Source organism: Streptomyces sp. NPDC004721, assembly GCF_053601495.1.
On record NZ_JBSGBZ010000043.1, the window covers coordinates 48,411 to 69,977 of the forward strand.

Sequence of the window (21,567 nt, forward strand, 5' to 3'; positions counted from 1 at the left end):
CTGGGCGGACGCCGTCTCCGGTGGCGCCGAGCCTGGCGGATGGGCGGCTCGCCCATGGCACTGGACGGAACCGCGACCGAGGGGCCGTACGCGATGCTGCGCGCCTCGCTGGACGGAGACGACTGGATCCTCCTGGCCCACCGCGGTGCTCAGGACTCCGCCCTGCTTGGCCTGTGCGCCACCGAGAGGGAGACGGACGGCTTCCGGTGGTACGACCTGCGGAGGCCTGCCGAGAAACGCCCGCCCTGGCCCGGGGCGGGCGCGGGCGGGTGGTCCTGGCGCTGATCGGCCCGGACGGCGTGCCGAAGGTGGCACGCCAGGAGGCCGGCGACGGACTCACCCTCACCCGCCGGCACCGGCTCTGACATTCCCCGCTCGGGAGCCGCCCGTTGGACGCGGGCGGCTCCTGCTGTGAGGATCAACCGCCGGTGGCCGGAGACTTCTTCGCGGACTCGGGGATCTCGGTGTCGTTGCGAAGTGCCTTCCACAACTCGGTCGCCTGGGGCTCCGCGGCCACCACCCGGTTGGGGTCGATCTTGTCGTAGGACACCGGCAGCATGATCGTCTCCATGCTGGACGGGTTGACTCCGTTCAGGCTGCGCCCCAACTCCGCCAGCTTGGTGAGAGAGGCGAGCTCGGCATCGGTGGTGAGGGCCGCGGTCAGCTTGTCGGCGATCTTGTAGGTCTTGGTGGGGCTGCCCAGGAGGTCCTGCTGCTTGATCTCGCTCAGCAGGTCCAGCATGAACTGCTGCTGGAGGCTGATGCGTCCGAGGTCGCTGCCGTCGCCGATGCCATGCCGGGTGCGGACGAACTGCAGGGACTGGGTGCCGTCCAGGCGGTGGGTGCCGGCGGTCAGGTCCAGGCCGCTGGACTTGTCGTGGATGTCCTTGTCCACGGTGACGGTGACCCCGCCGATCGCGTCCACCAGCCCCTTGAAGCCCGCGAAGTCGATCTCCATGTAGTGGTCCATGCGGATGCCGGACATCTGCTCCACGGTCTTCACCACACAGGCCGGACCGACCTGTCCGTAGATGGAGTTGAACATCACGCGCTTCGCCGACGCCACCGTGGTGCCGTCGGACTTCGCGCACTCGGGCCGGGTCACCAGGGTGTCGCGCGGAATGCTGATGGCGACGGCCTCGGTGCGGCCCTCGGGTATGTGCATCACCAGCGCGGTGTCGGAGCGGGCGCCGGCGACCTTGCCGGTGTTGAGCGCGGCGTTGTCGCCGGCGCGGGAGTCGGAGCCGAGGATCAGGATGTTCTGCCCGGAGGTGGGCAGCTTCTCGGGCCGGTCGTCGCCGATGGCCTTGTCGATGTCGACGCCCTGGATGTTGCCGTTCAGGCCGCTGTACAGCCAGTACACGGTCCCCGCCCCGGCCGCGACCAGTACGGCCAGTGAGAGCAGGATCCACCGGCCGGTGCGGCGCCGGCGGCGGGGAGCCTCACCCTGGGTGGACTGGTGCGGGCTTCGGGGGCTCTCAACAGCTGGGGTTGTCATGGCGCACTGTCCTCGTCTCCTCATGCCCGGGCAGGGAGCACTCGGGCTACGGGACAGACCCGTGACCCACGCGGGGCGTTGTACGGCAGTGGCATACATCACACGCCGTGCCGACCGGTGTTGGAGTGGCTGCAGGGTGCGACTGCGGCGCCGCGTTCCGGGATCGATTCAAGTCGGAAGCGCATATGTATTGTTCGTATGATGTGAGAATTTCATGTCCCCGCGTCGAGTTCGGGCGGGTTCTACCAGGGGGTCCGTCATGGCGATGCGGAGTCGGTCGGTGCGGGTGGCGCAGCGGCGTCGTTCCTCTCTGCCCGCCGCGGCCGCGTCGTCTCCCGTCGTGACCGGTTTCGTCACGGGGAGTTGGCTCGTGCGGGGCAAGGACGGACGGCTCACCGCCTACGCCCGCTGCCAGGAGGGGCTGCTGCGCTGGACCGAGACCCGGTCGGGCGGCCCGGACTGGTCGGGACCGGATCTCTTCCCGGTCGCCGGCCTCACGCACCTCACCGTCGCGCAGGGAGCCGACACCTACGTCCACTTCCTCGGCCGCCGGGAACGGCGGGGCGCCGACGGCGTGGCGCGCGTCGACGTGGTGCACGCGATCCAGTACCAGACCGGGCGTCCCGTCACCGAATGGCGCTCCCTGGGCAACCCGCACAAGCAGCCGGACAAGGCGGCCGGGTTCGGGGTGCCGGCGGGCGCCGTGGACGCCAAGGGCACCGTGCATGTCTTCGTGCGCAACTCGGGCGGCGGGCTGATGATGCGCCGGGAGGGCAAGGGCGGCGGGTGGGGGCCCTGGGTCGATCTGAGAGGCGCGGACCTGCGGGACGGACTGACGGCGGCGGTCACGTCCACAGGTCACGTCGAGGTGTTCGCTCCCACCGCCGACGCGGTCCTGCACTGGTTCCAGCCGGAGCCCGGCGCCGTGCCGCAACGTTCGCACGACATACGGCCGGGCCCGCTGCCCGGCTCCGTCACCGCGGTGGAGACCGCTCCCGGACGGCTCACCTGCTTCTGGACCGATGTGTCCGGATCCGGCCTGCTCTGCCACCGTCGCGGCTCCTGGCTCGTCACGCTGGGCGGCACTCCCGGAGACGGCGCCAACGCGGTGCTGCGCACCACTCTCGACGGATACGACTGCACGGTGGTCGCTCATCGTGGTGCGGCCGGCGGAGTCCTGGTCGGCGTGTGCGGCACGGAGGCCGAGTCGTCGGGCGTGTGGTGGACGGACGCCGGCGGGAACTTCGCGAGTGCGCCGGCCCTGGTACACGACGGATACGGCCGGGTGGTGGTCGCGGCCTTCGGTGCGGACGGCGCGCTCCGCCTCGCCCGGCAGGCTCCCGAGCCGGGCCTGGTGCTCCAGGACTGGGCGCGCGTCTGACCTGCCCTCCCCGCAGCCGCGGAGCAGAGGTTTCACCAAAAGGTTGTACTGGTGTGTGCTTTATGACAGATGGTTCGCGGAAACCGATTACTTCTGGACAGTCTGAGGACCAGATGTAAACATTCTGTTTGATTGGTAGGCCTCAGGTGTACCGCAGGTCGACGTGAGGCGACCACCGCGGGCAGGGCGGGGGACATGCGCCGGGCAGTCTGTGCCGGCCTTGAGCTGGGTGGTGCGGAAGTCGGGTGAGCCTCAACAATCCCGAGGCGAGTGCGCTCGTGTCGGCATATCGATCGCTGGTGCCTGTGGGGGCCCGGCGCCGGATCGTGCGGCGGATACCGGGCCCGCTGCGCACGTCGGTGAAGCGTTCACTCGCCTCCGCCGACGCCGTGCGCTCCGCCGTCATGGTCCGCGCGATGGGCGGTCAGGTCCGAGGCGGTAAGCACGCTCCCGAAGGCCGGCTGCGCGTCGTACGAGAGGCCGGAAAACACCTGCGCGCGGTGGAGGTGCCCGGCGCCACCGCGTGGGCCGCCCGTGCCCGCAACCTTCACATCGTGGTCTCCCTCCTGGAGGAAGCCGGGATCGACTACTTCTGCGTCCGTGGCACGAAGTCGCCTGTGGTGCCCTGTGTGGCCGTGCCCGCCCGGTGGCGGGCCGACTTCGAGGAACTGCTCCAGCTCGCCTTCGTGGAGCACCCCGGGTACATCGGCACCGCTTCTCCGGCGCAGTTGCGTCCCGGGTCCGCACCGGGAAGCTGGCGGGCGCTGCGCGGGCAGAGTGTGCTGCGTATGACGTGGGTCGTCTGTGACCCCACCGGGCGCCTGGTGTTCGGCGGCGAGTACGGCTGCGACATCGAGTTCTGGACCGAGCGGGACGGCCTGCTCACCGCGCCGCGGCCCAACAAGGTGGCGACCGAGGTCCCGCTGGACGCGGGCCGCTGCTGGGCGGAGCAGAAGCGTTTCAGTACGGTGCCCGGCCCCTACACCACCGGCCAGGCACGCACCCTGCCCGAGTTCGTGGCCGCGCTGCCGGACGACCACCTCTTCCCGATCGACGTCGTCTACACCTGGGTGGACGACTCGGACCCGGTCTGGCGGTCCCGCCGTGACGCGGCCCGCGGGCAGCTCACCGCCGTCCGGGAGGGCGCCCTGCACGAGCAGGCGGCCAACGACTCCCGCTACACCAGCCGGGACGAGCTGAGGTACTCGCTGCGCTCGATCCACCAGTACGCGCCCTGGGTGCGCAACATCTTCCTGGTCACGGCCGGCCAGGTGCCGTCGTGGCTGAACACGGACTTCCCCGGGATCCGTGTGGTGGACCACCGTGAGATCTTCTCCGACCCCAGCGCGCTGCCGACGTTCAACTCCCATGCGATCGAGAGCCAGTTGCACCACATACCCGAGCTCTCGGAGCACTTCCTGTACCTGAACGACGACGTCTTCTTCGGGCGGCCCGTACATCCGGGGCACTTCTTCCACCCCAACGGGCTGACCAAGTTCTTCCAGTCCAAGGCTCTGATCCCGTCCGGGCGGACCAGCTCGGAGGACTTGCCCGTCAACGCGGCGGGCAAGAACAGCCGTGGCCTGATCGCCCAGTACTTCGGCACCGTCATCTCCCAGAAGATGAAGCACACGCCGCACGCGCTGCGGCGCAGTGTGCTGGCGGAGATCGAGCAGGTCTACAACCAGGCACACCGGGTGACCCAGCACTCCCGCTTCCGGTCGCCGAACGACGTACCGATCGCCTCTTCGCTGCACCACTACTACGCCTACCATTCGGCACGCGCCACGGTCGGCGACATCCGCTACGTCTACATCGACCTGGCGGACGGGCTGGCCCAGCGCCGGCTCGACACCCTTCTGGCCCGCCGCAACTTCGACACCTTCTGTATGAACGACACCGTCACCGCCCCCGACCCCGAGGTCCAGTCCCGCATGGTCTCCGCGTTCCTGGAAGCCTATTTCCCGGTAGCCAGTCCCTTCGAGACAGCCTCCGGCATCGTGGCGCCGCGGCGGCCGGCCCCTGCGGCAGAACTGGGGTACGCGGGCTCATGACCCCCAGATCCAAGCGTCCCGTCGCGACCGGTGGCGGAGCGGCCCGCCCGCGCGCCGTGGCCCTGCGCAACCGGCTGCTGCGTGTCCTGATCCCGTTGCGCAGCAGGCGCGCCGCCCAACTGCGCTACGCCGCGATCCTCGACGGCCAGACGGTGAACCTGCACGCCCAGCTGCCCGCCCGTGCCGGCCTGCCCGAGCGGGCGGAGGTCGTCCTTCAGCGCGGGCGGCGCCGTTACCCCGGCGAAGCCCGTGTCCACGAGGGCCCGGCCGGTGAGGTGCTGGTCGACGCCGCGGTCCTGCTGGGTGCCGAGGTCGGTGGTGTGCCGGTCGGCACCGGACGCTGGCGGCTGCGGCTGCGTGTGCACACCGGTCGCCGCTCGCGCACGCTGCCGCTGCTGCTGCTCCAGCCGCCGGTGCCCTACGAAGGACCCACCAAGCCGATGACGGCCTCGCCGGTGACCGGCGAACGCCACCGGCTCGGCCGCTCCTTCCGCGGCAGCGCACGGGTGGTCAGCAGCGGTGCCCGGCCCGCCGTGGAAGTGGCCAAGGTGCACCTGACGCACGCCGGGGTCACCGTCGACTTCCGTGTTCTGGGCACCCGGATGGAGGAGCCCTGGGTGGATTTCGTCGCCTCCGGCCGCCGCATCGAGCAGACGGTCACTTCGCTCGGACCGGACGGCTTCCGTGTCACCGTCCCGCTGGGCGGGATGCCGCCTCGCGGCAGCCGCCCCGACCACTGGGACGTCGTTCTGCGTGACCGCACCGGACGCTCGATGCGGCTGGGACGCCGGCTGCACGACGTACGCAACCCGCTGCGTGTCTTCGCCATGCGCAGCCTCGCCATCACGCCGCCGGGCCAACCGCCGCTGATCGTCCAACCGCGCTACACCCCCGCGGGCAATTTCCGGGTCACCTGCACGCGCATGCCCGAGGCAGGCCGAACCGACCGATGAAGATCACGTTTCTGCTGACGACGGCCGACGCCGTCGGCGGTACCGAACGGGCTGTGTTCAACCAGGCCTCGGAGCTCGCCGCCCGGCATCAGGTGCGGGTACTCAGCGTTTTCAAGAGCAGGCCGGAACAGTTCTTCACGCCCGACGAGCGGGTCCGTGTCGACTACCTGGTCGACCTCACTTCCCGCCCGCCCCGCCCCGTACGCCGGACCTCGGTGGACGACTCGGTGTGGGCCGGGCTGGCCGACCAGCCCAGCCGGATCGTCGACCCCTCCTGGGAGTCGGCGTTCAACCGGCTGTCGGATCTGGAACTCGAACTCGCTCTGCAGGACACCGACACGGACGTCCTGGTCACCACCACCCCCGCGCTGATGGCGCTGGCCGTCCACCTCGCCCCGGCCCACGTCGTCACCGTGCACCAGGAGCACCGCGTCTCCGAGCTGCGCGGCACCAGCGGGGAGCCGCTGCGCCGTTACGCCTCCCGGCTGGACGCGCTGGCGGTGCTGAGCGAGCGCACCCGGGACTGGTTCGCCGAGACCCTCGGTGACGCCGCTCCCCGCCTGGAGGTCGTGCCCAACGCCCTGCCCAGCGGCTTCCGGCCCCGTTCGACCCTGAAGACCCGCACGGTGGTGATCGCCGGCCGGCTCGTGGCGGAGAAGCAGATCGACCACGCCGTCACCGCCTGGGCGACCGTCGCGCAGGCGTACCCGGACTGGCAGTTGCGGATCTTCGGCGACGGGCCGGACAGCGGTGCCCTGCGCCGTCAGATCGAGATGCTCGGTCTGCACGACTGCGTTCAGCTCAACGGCAACTCCCCCCATCTGGCGGAGGAGTGGGCCAAGGCCAGCATCGCCGCACTCACCTCCCGCAACGAGGCGTTCGGCCTGGTCCTCGCCGAGGCACACGCGGCCGGGGTCCCGGTGGTCTCCTACGACTCGCCCAACGGCCCGCGCGAGGTGGTCATCGACGGGCAGACCGGCATCCTCGTCCCACCTGGCGACACCGACGCCCTTGCTTCCGCGCTGATGCTGCTCATCCAGAACACCGAGCTGCGGCAGCGGATGGGCGCGGCGGCCCTGGCGTCCGTCAACCGCTTCTCGCCCACCGTGGTCACCGCGCAGTGGGAGCGCGTCTTCCACGAGCTCGTGGCGCAACGGGACAGCGGCACCCGTGCGGTCCTCAAGGCCGAACGCGAGGCCGTGCACGCCTTCCACAGCGGCCCCGACGGCATCGTGCCCGCGGCGGCGGCCACTCCGGCCACCACCGTGCGCACCTCCGACCTGCGCGCGCTGGAAGGACGCCTGCTCAAGCGGCGCGGCCTGGTGCAGGACGGGGGTCAGGTCTGCCGCCTGCTGGAGTGGCAGTCCCCGTGGGACGTCGTCCAGCAGAACCTGGCACTGGTGGCCGACGCGCTCGAAGAGGCCGACATCCCCTACTTCGTCGTACGCGACCACCTCGTACGGCACACCGTCGCGGTGCACGCCGTGCACCGCGAGGCGGTCTTCAAGGCCCTCGCCGAACGGTACGCACAGGAAGCGGTGTACGCCGCCGTACTCAACGAGGGGCAGAAGACGGTGGCCACCGTCCTCGCCGGCCTCGTCGCGCCGTACGCCGACACCCCCTCGTCCGGTGTCCGGGTGTACCAGAACGTGGTCTCCCACTCGCGCATCCTGCGCCTCGGCGCCGTCTACGGCTGCACCGTGTCCTTCTGGGACTCCGACCCCGACGACGAGACCGAGGCTCACCTCAAGGCTCCCGCACGCACCCTCATCGGTGACCGGGTGCCCAACAGCGCCTTGCACCGGCGTCCGATCACCCTCGGCAACCGTCACTACCCGACGATCGACGCCTTCCGGCAGGTGCTGCACGGAGACGTCGACTTCCCCGTGGACGCCGTCTACACATGGGTGAACGGCGCCGACGTCTCGTGGTTGGAACGCAAGAACGCGGTACTGGCCGCCATGGGCATGGAGACCGAGGACGCGGCAACGAGCGCGGCCCGGTTCCGGGACCGGGACGAACTGCGCTACTCCCTGCGCTCCATCGACATGTACGCACCCTGGATCCGGAACATCTACCTCGTCACCGACCAGCAGGTACCGCACTGGCTCGACCTCTCCCACCCGCGCGTGCGCGTCGTCGACCACACCGAGATCTTCGCCGGCCGCGGCGCGCTGCCCACGTACAACTCCCATGCCATCGAGAGCCAGTTGCACCACATCGAGGGTCTGGCCGAGCACTTCCTCTACTTCAACGACGACGTGTTCGTCGGGCGGACCCTCCAGCCCGGCATGTTCTTCCACGGCAACGGGCAGGCGAAGCACTTCATGTCGCCCACCTCCGTCCCGATGGCTCCGCCCTCCTACGAGGACGAGTTCAACATCAGCGCCGCGAAGAACAACCGCGCTCTGATCGAGGAGTCCTTCGGGCAGACTCTGGTGCACTCGTTCCTGCACGCGCCGCACCCGCTGCGCCGCAGCGTCCTGGCCGACATCGAGGAGCACTACCAGGAGGCGGTGGCGACCACCGCGGGCAACCGTCTGCGCAGCCACAGCGATGTGTCCGTGGCGTCCTCGCTGCACCACTACTTCGGTTTCCACACACTGCGCAGCGTGCCCGGCAGCATTTCGTGCGGCTTCGTCAACGTCGGCCTGAGCGAGCACGCCCCCCGGCTGAACCGGATCCTCAGCGTGCGCCCGCACGACGTGTTCTGCCTGAACGACTACCACGACGGCGACGTTCCCGAGGACGAGCAGGACGCCATCCTCGCCGCTTTCCTCCCCAGCTACTTCCCGGTGCCGAGCCAGTTCGAGACCGGTTCACGGCGCAACCAGCTCGCCCACGGGGGCCGTCTGCCGGACTGGCCGCTGTGACGTCCGGCAGACCGGAACCCTCCGCACCGCCCACCGTCCGCCCGTCCGCAACCGAGGAGACAGCCATGCAGTCCGCCGAGGGAAGCACGTCACAGGCCTCGCTGATCCAGGTCCTGGCGCATCCGGACGACGACCTCTACTTCGTCAACCCCGACCTGCAACGGGCGCTGGAGGCAGGGCACCGGGTCACCAGCGTCTACCTGACGGCCGCTGAGGCGGACGGGCGCAACATCGACACCCGCGACCCCGACCGCCTGGACAGCCCGCCGGACTACGAGGGGTACGCGGAGGCGCGTCAGCACGGGCTGCGCGCGGCGTACGCGGCCATGGTGACGGGCAAGCGCGAGAGCGAGTGGGCACGTGACGTCGTCTCGTTCTCGACCGGGGTGATGGCGGAGCATTCGACGCTGCTGGCGGCACCGCACGTCCAGCTGTTCTTCTTCGGACTGCGCATGGTCGACGCCCAGCACGGATTCGCAGCCGACGTGCCGAGCGCCCGGCTGGCCACCCTCTGGACCGAGCAGGCGACCGCCCAGCTCACCCTGATCGCCGCCGAGTCCCCGCTGCGCCGCCCTCAGGAGATCACCAGGGACGGGCTGCTGCGCTCCGTGGTCGAGCTGCTTCACCACACGCGGCCGGCCCAGTTCTGGACCATGGACCCCGACCCGTGGCACACCGCCTGGGACGACAGCCGGGGGCCGACGTCCAGCGACCACCAGGACCACACCGCGACGGCGCAGTTCGCGCTGGCCGCACTGGAGCAGTACATCGCGGAGGGCGGTACACCCCCACTCGTGGACCACTGCGTCGGCTACGGCAACAAAATCTGGCCCAGCAACCTCACGGAGCGCGCCTGGGACGAGAAGAAGCGTGTGATCGAGGTGTACACGTCCGCCGACGGACACGACTGCCGCCACCGCTACTGCGGTGACCGGCAGTTGTCGGACGGCTCCGACATCCGCCGCTACGGATGGAGCACGCGGACCCGGTACGAGGGCGGCACCGACTGGCTCCACCTCCAGGCCGACGGCCGGCTCGCCGCTTACGCCGTGCTCGGCGGCCGGGTGGCGGTCTGGACCGAGAGCGCGCCCGGCGGCGGCTGGGAGCGGCCGGCCTTCCTGCCCGGTGCCGGCCTCACCCCGGCCCTGTCCGTGGCCGCGGACCGCGACGGCGGAGTGCACCTGGTCGGTCTGCGCCGTACCCCGGGGCCGGACGGGCAGGTGGACGTGGAGGCCGTACGCATGTGGCGGCAGGCGCACACCGGGTCCACGACGCCCTGGGAGAGCCTCGGCAACCCCAACGAGAGGTCGAAGGACTGGAGGCGCTGCCGGGAGGCCGGCGTCCCGGAGGCCGTGGTCGACCCCTCGGGAAGGCTGCACGTCTTCCTGCGCAACTTCGGATCCGGCGTCAGCGCCCGCCGCGAGACCGGCCAGGGCTGGGGCGCCTGGGAGGACCTGGGCGGCCGTGGGATGCAGGACTGCCTGACCGCGGTACTGAAGTCCACCGGCCGGATCCAGATGCTGGCCGCGAACCGCACCGGCGGCGTGCACTGGTTCCAGGAGGACGTCTACGGCCCGTACAAGCTCCAGGACGGTGTGACGTCGGCCGACACGGACGCCTGGCGGCCCGTCGGCGGCCTCACGCCGTTGCAGATCGGGCGCAACCGCATGGCGGTCTTCTACCGCGAGGAGGAGTCCGGCGAAGTGATGTGGGTACGGCAGCGACCGGACGGCCGGTGGAACGAGCATGTCGAACGGCTGGGCGGGCACGGGGGCACCGGCAGGATCGCGGCCCTGCGACAGTTGACCGACCAGCAGGACGTCGTCGTCCTCGCCCGCCGGAACGCGCGCAACCGGCTGAGCGTCGCGGTCCTCGCCGCACAGGGCCGTGAACAGAGGCCGGAGTGGGTCGACCACGACGTGCTGATGGCCCGTCCGCCCGCCCTCGCGCTCGACCACGCGGGACGGGTCGTGGTGGCGGTGCTGGGCACGGACTCCCGGTTGCGGGTGATGCGGCAGAACGCACCGGACGTCACCGCCGGCTTCGGGCCGTTGACCGTCGTCTGATCCCGTCGGCCACACCGCGGCCCGACGGAACAGCGCCCGTCCGCAGCAGTCGCCGGCACCGGCCGGGGGAGTATGTGAGGAAGACTTGAGGAAGATCTGCATCATCGGAAACTCGGTGGCCGCCTCGCGGACCGCCGAGGAGGCACCGCTCGCCGGCTGGGGGCAGTACCTCGGCGAATTCCTGAGCGAGCACTACGAGGTACGCAACTACGCCCGTGACGCCATGACGCTGCGTGGCTACTTCACCGAGCGATTCGCCACGCTCCTCAGCATCCTCAGGCCCGGAGACCTGGTCCTCATGGCCTTCGGCAACGTCGAGCAGCGCATCAATCAGCTCAACCGCCACCACGGGCCACGCGAGTACAAGGAGTATCTGCGCCTGTACGTCGACGCCGTCCGGGGCGAGGGCGCCGTCCCCGTGCTGCTCACCCCGGCGGCCCGCTGCACCTTCTCCGAGGCCGGGAACGTCCTGGACACCCATGACGGATATCCCGCACTCACCCGGGAAGCCGCGGCGGAGACGGGCGTGCCTCTGGTCGACATGACCGCCTTCACGACGGCCATGCTCGCCGAACTGGGGCCCACGCGAGCGCGCAGGCTGTACCGGTGGCTGGATCCGGGCGAGCACCCGAACCACCCCGACGGGATCATCGACGCGAGCCACTACAACGATCCGGGAGCGCGTGAGGTCGCCCGCCGGATGGCCATGGTCATCGCCGACTCGCCGGACCTTCCGCGTGACATCGTCGACCCCCAGCGCCTCACTCCCGGCACGATGCCTTTGGTGCTCACCGAGTTCACCGTGAGCCACCCCGAGATGGCCCTCACCATGGCACCCAGCCTGGCCGACGCACCCGTGGTCTCTTCGCCGGCACCCGGTCAACTGGTCGGCGCCGCACGTAAGCTGACCGGAAAGGCACCTGCCGGCACGGACTACGTCCTCTTCTACGAGCAGGGCCGCTACCTCGGCGGCACCGCCGTCTCCGCCTCCGGAACCTGGCAGTGGCGCCGAGTCGTCAACTGGCCCGCGGGCCCGCACACCGTCCAGGTGCTCGGCGTCGGCGACAACAACGTCTCGCGGGCTTCCACGGTGGACTTCCACGTCCTCGACCGCCTCGACCCGCCGGAGGTCGTAGGCCCGCGGCCGAACGCCTGGACCGGCCCGCGCCCCCGTTTCTCCGGCAAGGCGCCGCGCGGGGCGGAGAAGGTCATGGTCCTGGAACAGGGCCGGCTCATCGCCGAGGCGCCCGTCCAGGAGGACGGCACCTGGCGGGTCACCCACGCCCACGACTGGCGGCCCGGCTCCTACACGGTCGAGTTCGTGGCGGTGTTCAGCGCCATCCACTCGGCGCCCGTCCCGCTGACGCTGCGCGTGCACGGCGTTCCCGAGGACAACTGGCTGCACACGTCGTTGTCCTCCCGTGAACCCTGCTCCGGGACGTGTGCCCATTACCCGGCGATGCCCACCTGGTGACCTGGCGGTCCCCTCTGGTGGTTCCCTCCGCCGCGCGACCCGCGGTACGCGTCCGCCCCTGCCGCTGCGGTGAGCGACAGGGGCGGATGGGAGCGCGGGGCCGCAGCGGGCCGGGAGGTTACGCCGGAACGCTCGCCACTCCCGGCTCGAGGAACCTCTTGCCGTTCACACGTTCCGACACGCCCTCGCGGTCCAGGTACGGCGTGATGCCGCCCAGGTGGAAGGGCCAGCCGGCGCCGGTGATCAGGCAGAGGTCGATGTCCTGGGCCTCGGCGACGACGCCCTCGGCCAGCATCAGGCCGATCTCCTGCGCGACCGCGTCGAGCACTCGCGCCCGCACCTGCTCCTCCGTCAGGACGGTGTCGCCCTGCTTGAGCAGCGCGGCGACCTCCGGGTCCAGCTCGGGCTTGCCGCTGTCGTAGACGTAGAAGCCGCGCTTGCCGGCCTCGACGACCGCCTTGAGGTTCGGGGAGACCGTGAAGCGGTCCGGGAACGCCTGGTTGAGGGTCTCCGAGACGTGCAGGCCGATCGCCGGGCCGACCAGTTCGAGCAGGACCAGCGGGGACATGGGCAGGCCGAGCGGCTCCACCGCCCGCTCCGCCACCTCGACCGGGGTGCCCTCGTCGATGACGTTCTGGATCTCGCCCATGAAGCGGGTCAGGATGCGGTTCACGACGAACGCCGGGGCGTCCTTGACCAGGACCGCGGTCTTCTTCAGCTTCCTGGCCACCGCGAAGGCGGTCGCCAGCGAGGCGTCGTCCGTCTGCTCGCCGCGGACGATCTCCAGCAGGGGGAGGATCGCGACCGGGTTGAAGAAGTGGAAACCGACGACCCGCTCGGGGTGCTTCAGCTTCGACGCCATCTCCGTCACGGAGAGGGAGGAGGTGTTCGTGGCGAGGATCGCGTGCGCCGGGGCGACCGCCTCGACCTCGGCGAACACCTTCTGCTTGACGCTCATCTCCTCGAACACGGCCTCGATGACGAAGTCCGCGTCCGCGAAGCCCTCCGCCTTGTCCAGGACACCGGTCACCAGCGCCTTGAGGCGGTTGGCCTTGTCCTGGTTGACACGGCCCTTGCCGAGCAGCTTGTCGATCTCGGCGTGGACGTAGCCCACGCCCTTGTCGATGCGCTCCTGGTCGATGTCCGTCAGGACGACCGGCACCTCCAGGCGGCGCAGGAAGAGCAGGGCGAGCTGGGAGGCCATCAGGCCCGCGCCGACCACGCCCACCTTGGTCACCGGGCGCGCCAGGTTCTTGTCCGGGGCGCCGGCCGGGCGCTTGCCGCGCTTCTGTACCAGGTTGAACGCGTAGATGCCGGCCCGCAGTTCGCCACCCATGATCAGGTCGGCGAGGGCCTGGTCCTCGGCGTCGAAGCCCTGCTGGAGGTCGCCGTTCTTCGCGGCGGCGATGATGTCCAGGGCGCGGTAGGCGGCGGGGGCCGCGCCGTGCACCTTGGAGTCGGCGATGAACCGGCCGCGCGCGACGGCCTGGTCCCAGGCCTCGCCCCGGTCGATCACCGGGCGCTCGACGTCGATCTCGCCCTTGAGGACCGCCGTCGTCCAGACCAGCGACTGCTCCAGGAAGTCGGCACCCTCGAACAGGGCGTCGGCGATGCCGAGTTCGTGGACCTGCTTGCCCTTGAGCTGCTTGTTCTGGTTGAGGCTGTTCTCGATGACGACCGTGACGGCCCTGTCGGCGCCGATCAGGTTCGGCAGCAGCGTGCAGCCGCCCCAGCCCGGGACCAGGCCCAGGAACACCTCGGGGAGCGAGAACGCCGGGAGGGCCGCGGAGACCGTGCGGTAGGTGCAGTGCAGGCCGACCTCGACGCCGCCGCCCATCGCCGCGCCGTTGTAGTACGCGAAGGTGGGCACGGCCAGCTTCGACAGCCGCTTGAAGACCTCGTGGCCGCCCCTGCCGATGGCCAGCGCGTGCTCGTGCTCCTTGAGCAGCTCCACGCCCTTGAGGTCGGCGCCGACCGCGAAGATGAACGGCTTGCCGGTGATGCCGACGCCGACGATGTCGCCGTCCGCGGCCTCCTTCTCCACCTGGTCGATGGCGGAGTCGAGGTTGGCCAGCGAGGCCGGGCCGAAGGTGGTCGGCTTGGTGTGGTCCAGGCCGTTGTCCAGGGTGACGAGGGCGAAGCGGCCCGCGCCCCGGGGCAGGTCGAAGTGGCGTACGTGCGCCTGTGTGACGACCTCGCCCGGGAACAGCTCGGCCGCGCCCTTCAACAGCTCAGCGGTGGTGCTCACTTGTCGCCTCCGTCGAAGTGCGGGTTCTCCCAGATGACCGTCGCGCCCATGCCGAAGCCGACGCACATGGTGGTCAGGCCGTAACGGACCTGCGGCTGCTCCTCGAACTGGCGGGCCAGCTGCGTCATCAGGCGGACGCCGGAGGAGGCGAGGGGGTGGCCGAAGGCGATCGCGCCGCCGTACTGGTTGACGCGCTCGTCGTCGTCCGCGATGCCGTAGTGGTCGAGGAAGGCCAGGACCTGCACGGCGAAGGCCTCGTTGATCTCGAACAGGCCGATGTCGGAGATCGACAGGCCCGCCTTGGCCAGGGCCTTCTCGGTGGCCGGGATCGGGCCGTAGCCCATGACCTCCGGCTCCACGCCCGCGAAGGCGTAGGAGACCAGGCGCATCTTGACCGGCAGTCCGTGCTCGCGGGCGAAGTCCTCGCTCGCGATGAGGGAGGCGGTGGCGCCGTCGTTCAGACCGGCCGCGTTGCCCGCGGTGACCCGGCCGTGCACGCGGAACGGCGTCTTGAGGCTCGCCAGGTTCTCCAGGGTGGTGCCCGGACGCATCGGCTCGTCCGCCGTGACCAGGCCCCAGCCGGTCTCGCCGGCCTCGGGGGTCGTACGGCGTACGGAGATCGGGACCAGGTCGGCCTGGATGCTGCCGTTGGCGTACGCCTTGGCGGCCTTCTCCTGCGAGCGCACCGCGTACTCGTCGGCGCGCAGCTTGGTGATGTGCGGGTAGCGGTCGTGCAGGTTCTCCGCGGTCATGCCCATGAACAGGGCGGACTCGTCGACCAGCTTCTCGCTGACGAACCGCGGGTTGGGGTCCACGCCCTCGCCCATCGGGTGGCGGCCCATGTGCTCGACACCGCCCGCGATGGCGATGTCGTACGCGCCGAACGCGACGGCGCCGGCCACCGTGGTCACGGCGGTCAGCGCGCCCGCGCACATCCGGTCGACGGAGTAGCCGGGGACCGAGGTGGGCAGGCCGGCGAGGATGCCGGCGGTACGGCCGATGGTCAGGCCCTGGTCGCCGATCTGCGTGGTCGCGGCGATGGCGACCTCGTCGACCTGCTGCGGGTCGAGACCGGGGTTGCGGCGCAGCAGCTCCCGGATCGCCTTCACGACGAGGTCGTCGGCGCGAGTCTCGTGGTAGATGCCCTTCGGGCCCGCCTTGCCGAACGGGGTGCGGACGCCGTCGACGAAGACGACGTCCTTGACGGTACGAGGCACGATGGCTCTCCTCCAGGGTGCGGGACGGCACTGCAGCGCTGAGCGCGCGCTCAGCCTCCATGCTACTCATGGGTAATGTGACTGCCCAGTCCCCGCGCCCACAGCGGCGAAGGTCACACTGTCGGCGGCGCCGTCGAACCCCGCGGGGTCAGCACCGGAGTCGGCACGGGATGCGAGCCCGGACCCTCCTCCAGCAGGGCGCCGAACAGCGTGCGGGCCACATCCGCGCCGAACCCGTGCACGTCGTGGCTCATCGCGGACAGCGTCGGGTGGGTCAGCCGGCACAGCTGGGAGTCGTCCCAGGCCAGCAGGGACACGTCGGCCGGGACGCGCAGGCCCATCTCCGCCGCCACCGACAGTCCGGCCACCGCCATGATGTCGTTGTCGTAGACGATCGCCGTGGGCCGCTCCGGCGGGGCCGCGGACAGCAGCGAGCGCGTCGCCCGCGCCCCCGTCTCGCCGGGGAAGTCGGTCGCCACCTGCCACGCCCCGGCCAGCTGAAGGCTCCGCGCCGCCGCGCCGAACGCCGCCGCGCGGATCTCCGTGTGCCCGAGGGCCGCCGCGCCGCCGACCCGGGCGATCCGCCGGTGCCCGAGCGCCGCCAGATAGCGCACGGCCTCGGTGACCGCGGTGGCGTCGTCGGTCCACACCGAGGTGAGCCCGCCGGTCAGCGACGGGTGTCCCACGGCGACGGCGGGCAGCCCGATCCGCCGCGCCGCGGCCGGGCGGGGATCGTCGGTGCGGAAGTCGACCAGGATCGAGCCCGCGATCTGCCGCGCCTTCCACCACGTCTCCAGCAGGCCCGCCTCCTCCCGCGGTTCGCGTACGAGCCGCAGCAGCAGCGAGCAGGAGTGCTCGGCGAGGACGCTCTCCACCCCCGATATGAACTCCATGTAGAAGGGTTCGAGCCCGAGCAGCCGGGCCGGCCGGCAGATCGCGAGCCCGACCACGTCCACGCGCGAGCCGGCCAGCGACCGGGCGGCCGGGTTCGGCGCCCAGCCCAGCTCGCGCGCGGCCCGGAAGATGCGGTCGCGGGTCGCCTCCGAAAGCCCCGGCTTGCGGTTGAAGGCCAGCGACACCGCCCCCTTGGACACCCCGGCACGCGCGGCCACGTCCTTGATGGTGACGCGGGGTGCCGTCACCGGGCGGGCTCCACGCAGTACAGGGCCGACCGGACGGCGTCGGCCGCCTCCGGGCCGCCGGGGGTCCTCCAGCCGTCGACCCCGATGGTCACGCGTTCACCGGGGAGCAGGGTGACCAGCCCCGTGTCGGCCCGTGCGGCCGGGTCCAGCCGGTCGGCCTGGAGCAGCAGGTCCCGCACCAGGGTGCGGGCGGTCACGGTGACCGCGTCCGGCGCGACGGACACGTCGAACTCCGGCGGCGGACAGAGGACGTCGCGGTCCGGCACGGGGAAATGCAGGGCGCGAAAACCGGCCGAGTCCGCGACCAGGAACTCCTTCGGGCCGCTCGGCACCAGTTCGGGCGGGACGGCGACGTCCGCGACCGTGCGCGCCGCGGCGCGCAGGGCCGTGCGCCTGGAGGCGACGACCTCGCCCGCGACGTTCATCCGGCGCAGGGTGAGCTCGCCCGCCCACGGCGCGGCCGACTGGTTGACCGCGGCCAGCACCAGGCGGCCGTCCCGCGCCCGGAGGGTCAGCAGCCGGTCCGCGTAGAGCCGTTTCAGCTCGTGGTACAGCGGCTTCTCCCGCCCGTCGCCGTCGATCGCCGCCCAGGACGTCACCGGCCAGCAGTCGTTGAGCTGCCACACGACGGTGCCCGCGCACACCGGCCAGTGCGAGCGCCAGTGCTCGATGCCGGCGGCCACCGCCCGCGCCTGGTTGAGTTGGGTGAGGTAGTGCCAGCGGTCGAAGTCCCCCTCGGGCGGGGCGAAGTGCGGGGCCAGTCCGCGCTCCAGCTTGCCGTTGCCGTCGTCGGCCTTCTGGTGGTGCAGCATGCCGGGGGAGTCCGGGGCGAGTTCCTCGCCCGGCAGGGCGCGGCGCAGGGTCGCGTACGCGGGCGGCGCCTGCCAGCCGAACTCGGCCACGAAACGCGGCACGTTCAGCCGGTAGTCCGCCCAGTCGCGCCGGTTCCACACCTCCCACGAGTGGTGCGTGCCGTGCGCCGGGTCGTTGGGGTGGTGCGCCCAGGACCCGGACCAGGGGCTGCCCGCCGTGTACGGGCGGGTCGGGTCCAGTTCGGCCACCACCCGGGGCAGCAGGCCCAGGTAGTACCCCTCGCCCCACGAGTCGCCGGCCAGCCGCGGCTCCCAGCCCCAGTCCCTGAAGCCCCACAGGTTCTCGTTGTTGCCGTTCCACAGCACGAGCGAGGGATGCGGCATCAGACGTACGACGTTCTCGCGGGCCTCGGCCTCCACCTCGCCGCGCAGCGGCTGCTCCTCGGGATAGGCGGCGCAGGCGAACGGGAAGTCCTGCCAGACCAGCAGGCCGAGTTCGTCGCAGGCGTCGTAGAAGTCCTCGCTCTCGTAGATCCCGCCGCCCCAGACCCGGACGAGGTCCACCCCCGCCGCGGCCGCCTGATCGAGCCGCTGCCGGTAGCGCTCACGGGTGATCCGGGAGGGGAACACGTCGTCCGGGATCCAGTTGACGCCCCGCGCGAACAGCCGCTCCCCGTTGACCACGAGGGTGAACCCGCTGCCGTGCTCGTCGGCGGAGGTGTCCAGCTCCACGGTCCTGAAGCCGATCCGCTGACGCCGCGCGTCCAGCACCTCCGTGCCCTGCAGCAGCGTCAACTCCAGCTCGTACAGCGGCTGTCCGCCGTAGCCCCGGGGCCACCACAGGTCGGCGTCCGGCACCCGGAGCCGTACGACCCCGGCCGTGCCGTCGACAGCCGCCCGCGCCCGCACCCCTCCCACCCGGGCCTCGACGGCGAGTTGGACCTCGGCCCGGGTGCGCTCCACCCCGATGTGCACCTCGACCACGCCCGTGCCGTCCTCGACGGTCACCACGGGGCGCACCCGGTCGATCCGGGCCGTGGACCACGACTCCAGCCGCACCGGGCGCCAGATGCCCGCCGTGACCAGGGTCGGCCCCCAGTCCCAGCCGAAGGAGCAGGCCATCTTGCGGATGTGGGCGAAAGGTTCGGCATAGGCGGAGGGCCGCTCTCCGACACGTGCGCGCACGGCCTCCGCCTCGGTGTACGCGGAGTCGAAGCGCACCGTCAGGTTCCCCCGACGGTCCGTCACGTCGAAGCGGTACGAGCGGTGCATGTTGCGCACCCGGCCCAGCCGCCCGCCGTCCAGCGTGATCTCGGCGGCGGTGTCGAGCCCGTCGAAGACCAGGTCGGTCCGCTCGTGCTCCGAGCCTGTGTCCAGCCGCCTCTCGTAGGTCCACTCCCGGCGGCCCACCCAGGCCACGTCCGCCTCGTTCCGGCCGAGGAAGGGATCCGGGATCAGCCCCGCGGCCAGCAGATCCGTGTGCACGCAGCCCGGCACGGCCGCCGGGAGCGCCGCACCCGCGTCGTCGGGGTGTCGCAGGATCCATCCCTCGGTGAGCGGTGTGGCCCGAAGCATGCGCTCTCCCTAAACCGGTCCAGCCCAACTGGTCTGTGGTGTAGCAGCGTTGGCGAGATTCGGACTTTACCGGTTGAGAAAGCGCTGTCAGAGTGCCGAACCAGCCAACCCGGCCGTCCGGCCGGCGGGGTCGTGGGTCCCGACTACCACCAGGCCGTCAACATCCGCTCCCGACACAAGGCCGCGGCCCGCGCCTGGATCGACTGGTTCACCGACCAGTCCGGCTACGACGGTCCATCCCCCTGTCGCTGGACGAGGCGGCCCGCCTGGACGGCGCCAACTCCTTCACGATCTACCGGAAGATCATCTTCCCGCTCCTGACGCCGGCGATCGCGACGGTCGTGATCGTGAAGGGGATCACCGTCTACAACGGCTTCTACATCCCCTTCCTCTACATGCCCTCCGAAGACCTTGGCGTGATCTCGACGTCCCTGTTCCGCTTCCGCGGCCCCTTCGGCGCCCGCTGGGAGACGATCTCGGCGGGAGCGGTCCTCGTCATCCTGCCGACCTTGATCGTCTTCCTGTTCCTCCAGCGCTTCGTCTACAACGGCTTCATGAAGGGGGCGACCAGGTAGGGCACGGGCGCCCCCGGGCGACGGGGGAGGCGCGCCCGGCCGGGCAGGTCCTCAAGGTCCTGGGCGCCCTTGGCCGCCAGCGCCGACCAGTCCTAGTGCTGTGACCGGAATGGTTTGTTGGGAGGCTCGCGGCGTCCGGTGCTGGGGGTACCTCCCGCGCCGTTCAGGCTGTGGGGGAGCATCGCAAGGCGGAGCGTCGCCTGCGTACTGGATGTACTCGGGTGATGCGACAACGCGGCGTGGGGGTGCCCCCGGCCGAAGGCTGGGGGAGTGCCGTGCCGGGCGTCGCGAGCCGGTGAACCTTTCCGGTCGCAGCGCTAGGCGTCGTTGGCCGCCAGTGCCTTCACCAGCACCGGCGTGACCTGCTCCACCTGCCACGGCCGCGCTCCGTACCCGGCGAGGGCGGCGCCGACCGACTCGGCGTCGGCGCCCTTCGGCGGCTCCCAGCACAGGCGCCGCACGGTGTCCGGTGAGACGAGGTTCTCCTGCGGCATGTTCAGCCGCTCGGCCAGCGCCGACACCTCGGTCTTGGCGGCGGCCAGCCGTGCCGCCGCCACCGGGTCCTTGTCGGCCCACGCCCGCGGTGGCGGAGGCCCGGTCACCTGCTGCCCCTGCTGCGGCAGCGCCGACTCGGGAAGGTCCTTGGCCCGCTCCACCGCGATCTGCCACTGCTCCAGCTGCCGCCGGCCGGTGCGGTGCCCGAAGCCGTTCAGCGCGGCGAGCGCGTGCACATTGGCCGGCAGGGCGAGCGCGGCCTCCACGATGGCCGCGTCCGAGAGCACCTTGCCCGGCGACACGTCCCGCCGCTGGGCGATCCGGTCCCGGGTCTGCCACAGCTCCCGCACGACGGCGAGCTGCCGCCTGCGCCGCACCTTGTGCATCCCGGAGGTGCGCCGCCAGGGATCCTTGCGCGGCTCGGCGGGCGGCGCCGAGGCGATGGCGTCGAACTCCTGAAGGGCCCACTCCAGCTTGCCCTGCCGGTCCAGCTCCTTCTCCAGGGCGTCGCGCAGGTCGACGAGCAGTTCCACGTCGAGCGCCGCGTACCGCAGCCACGGCTCGGGCAGCGGCCGGTTCGACCAGTCGACGGCGGAGTGGCCCTTCTCCAGGACGAAGCCCAGTACGCCCTCGACCATCGCGCCGAGCCCGACCCGCGGGAACCCGGCGAGCCGGCCGGCCAGTTCGGTGTCGAACAGGCTGGTCGGCAGCATGCCTATCTCGCGCAGGCACGGCAGGTCCTGGGTGGCCGCGTGCAGCACCCACTCGACGCCGGACAGCGCCCCGCCGAGGCCGGACAGGTCGGGGCAGGCGACGGGGTCGATCAGCGCGGTGCCGGCGCCCTCGCGGCGCAGCTGCACCAGGTAGGCGCGCTGGCCGTAGCGGTAGCCGGAGGCCCGTTCGGCGTCGACGGCGACGGGGCCGGAGCCGGCCGCGAACGCGGCGGTCACCTCGGCGAGCGCGTCCGCGTCGGCGATCACGGGCGGGATGCCCTCACGGGGTTCGAGCAGGGGGATCGGCGCCCCGGTGCCAGAAGATCCGCCGTCGTCCGGAGGGGCGCCTCCGGTGGTTCGCAGTGAGCTGTCTGCTGCGGTCTCTTGGGCGTCGGTCACATGTCAAGAGTATCCGTGGATGGACGGCGCCCGCCGACGGAACGTTCCGTCGGCGGGGGGGCGGGGGGGGGGATCAAAAAAGTAAATAAAAC

At 71.2% G+C, this 21,567-nt stretch carries 13 protein-coding genes and 1 pseudogene; 8 read left to right on the top strand and 6 right to left on the bottom strand.

From position 1 onward, the window contains the following. Positions 1-54: 54 nt before the first annotated feature. On the top strand, positions 55-285 hold the full coding sequence (locus tag ACWEK3_RS30820) for a hypothetical protein (RefSeq protein ID WP_453251093.1): 231 nt from the start codon (positions 55-57) through the stop codon (positions 283-285). 133 nt (positions 286-418) lie between these two features. On the opposite strand, the gene ACWEK3_RS30825 is transcribed toward ACWEK3_RS30820, so the two are convergent. Then, positions 419-1,498 carry an LCP family protein gene (locus ACWEK3_RS30825; protein ID WP_450540063.1) on the bottom strand — a complete coding sequence of 360 codons (1,080 nt, stop codon included), beginning with the start codon at positions 1,496-1,498 and terminating at the stop codon, positions 419-421. A gap of 259 nt (positions 1,499-1,757) precedes the next feature. On the opposite strand from ACWEK3_RS30825, the gene ACWEK3_RS30830 reads away from it, so the two are divergent. The 6 genes from ACWEK3_RS30830 (at position 1,758) to ACWEK3_RS30855 (ending at position 12,299) form a co-directional block, all read left to right on the top strand. Continuing rightward, entirely contained in the window at positions 1,758-2,879 is a 1,122-nt protein-coding gene (locus ACWEK3_RS30830; protein ID WP_453251094.1) for a hypothetical protein, read from the top strand. A gap of 296 nt (positions 2,880-3,175) precedes the next feature. Next, on the top strand, positions 3,176-4,933 hold the full coding sequence (locus ACWEK3_RS30835) for a stealth family protein (RefSeq protein ID WP_450540087.1): 1,758 nt from the start codon (positions 3,176-3,178) through the stop codon (positions 4,931-4,933). Further along, a complete protein-coding gene (locus ACWEK3_RS30840) occupies positions 4,930-5,886 on the top strand; it encodes a hypothetical protein (protein WP_450540067.1) in 957 nt (318 codons plus the stop codon). Before ACWEK3_RS30835 ends, ACWEK3_RS30840 begins: the two co-directional genes overlap by 4 nt. Continuing rightward, positions 5,883-8,759, top strand: a complete 2,877-nt coding sequence (locus ACWEK3_RS30845; RefSeq protein WP_453251095.1) for a stealth conserved region 3 domain-containing protein — start codon at positions 5,883-5,885, stop codon at positions 8,757-8,759. Before ACWEK3_RS30840 ends, ACWEK3_RS30845 begins: the two co-directional genes overlap by 4 nt. Before the next feature lie 65 nt (positions 8,760-8,824). Further along, positions 8,825-10,825 (top strand): PIG-L family deacetylase, encoded by a 2,001-nt coding sequence (locus tag ACWEK3_RS30850; protein ID WP_453251096.1) that lies wholly within the window; start codon positions 8,825-8,827, stop codon positions 10,823-10,825. Between the two features lie 85 nt (positions 10,826-10,910). Beyond that, complete coding sequence (locus ACWEK3_RS30855) at positions 10,911-12,299, top strand: GDSL-type esterase/lipase family protein (protein WP_450540073.1); 1,389 nt, start codon at positions 10,911-10,913, stop codon at positions 12,297-12,299. Between the two features lie 118 nt (positions 12,300-12,417). On the opposite strand, the gene ACWEK3_RS30860 is transcribed toward ACWEK3_RS30855, so the two are convergent. The 4 genes from ACWEK3_RS30860 to ACWEK3_RS30875 form a co-directional block, all read right to left on the bottom strand. After that, on the bottom strand, positions 12,418-14,547 hold the full coding sequence (locus ACWEK3_RS30860) for a 3-hydroxyacyl-CoA dehydrogenase NAD-binding domain-containing protein (RefSeq protein WP_453251097.1): 2,130 nt from the start codon (positions 14,545-14,547) through the stop codon (positions 12,418-12,420). Next, on the bottom strand, positions 14,544-15,764 hold the full coding sequence (locus tag ACWEK3_RS30865) for a thiolase family protein (protein ID WP_376546054.1): 1,221 nt from the start codon (positions 15,762-15,764) through the stop codon (positions 14,544-14,546). Before ACWEK3_RS30865 ends, ACWEK3_RS30860 begins: the two co-directional genes overlap by 4 nt. Positions 15,765-15,877: 113 nt before the next feature. Then, positions 15,878-16,906 carry a LacI family DNA-binding transcriptional regulator gene (locus ACWEK3_RS30870; RefSeq protein ID WP_453251098.1) on the bottom strand — a complete coding sequence of 343 codons (1,029 nt, stop codon included), beginning with the start codon at positions 16,904-16,906 and terminating at the stop codon, positions 15,878-15,880. Further along, complete coding sequence (locus tag ACWEK3_RS30875) at positions 16,903-19,293, bottom strand: glycoside hydrolase family 2 protein (protein WP_453251099.1); 2,391 nt, start codon at positions 19,291-19,293, stop codon at positions 16,903-16,905. The genes ACWEK3_RS30870 and ACWEK3_RS30875 overlap by 4 nt, the downstream gene beginning before the upstream one ends. Before the next feature lie 230 nt (positions 19,294-19,523). Between ACWEK3_RS30875 and ACWEK3_RS30880 the strand changes: the two are divergent. Next, positions 19,524-19,868: pseudogene (locus ACWEK3_RS30880) on the top strand (ABC transporter permease subunit); the annotation flags it as partial. A gap of 317 nt (positions 19,869-20,185) precedes the next feature. Here ACWEK3_RS30880 and ACWEK3_RS30885 read toward each other — a convergent pair. After that, positions 20,186-21,475 (bottom strand): ribonuclease D, encoded by a 1,290-nt coding sequence (locus ACWEK3_RS30885; protein WP_450540080.1) that lies wholly within the window; start codon positions 21,473-21,475, stop codon positions 20,186-20,188. Positions 21,476-21,567: the final 92 nt, after the last annotated feature.

Bases quoted from the DNA above. Each gene is read 5' to 3' on its own strand.
- ACWEK3_RS30850 (WP_453251096.1), top strand. From the start codon at position 8,825: ATGCAGTCCGCCGAGGGAAGCACGTCACAGGCCTCGCTGATCCAGGTC.
- ACWEK3_RS30875 (WP_453251099.1), bottom strand. From the start codon at position 19,293: ATGCTTCGGGCCACACCGCTCACCGAGGGATGGATCCTGCGACACCCC.
- ACWEK3_RS30825 (WP_450540063.1), bottom strand. From the start codon at position 1,498: ATGACAACCCCAGCTGTTGAGAGCCCCCGAAGCCCGCACCAGTCCACC.
- ACWEK3_RS30845 (WP_453251095.1), top strand. From the start codon at position 5,883: ATGAAGATCACGTTTCTGCTGACGACGGCCGACGCCGTCGGCGGTACC.
- ACWEK3_RS30830 (WP_453251094.1), top strand. From the start codon at position 1,758: ATGGCGATGCGGAGTCGGTCGGTGCGGGTGGCGCAGCGGCGTCGTTCC.
- ACWEK3_RS30840 (WP_450540067.1), top strand. From the start codon at position 4,930: ATGACCCCCAGATCCAAGCGTCCCGTCGCGACCGGTGGCGGAGCGGCC.
- ACWEK3_RS30820 (WP_453251093.1), top strand. From the start codon at position 55: ATGGCACTGGACGGAACCGCGACCGAGGGGCCGTACGCGATGCTGCGC.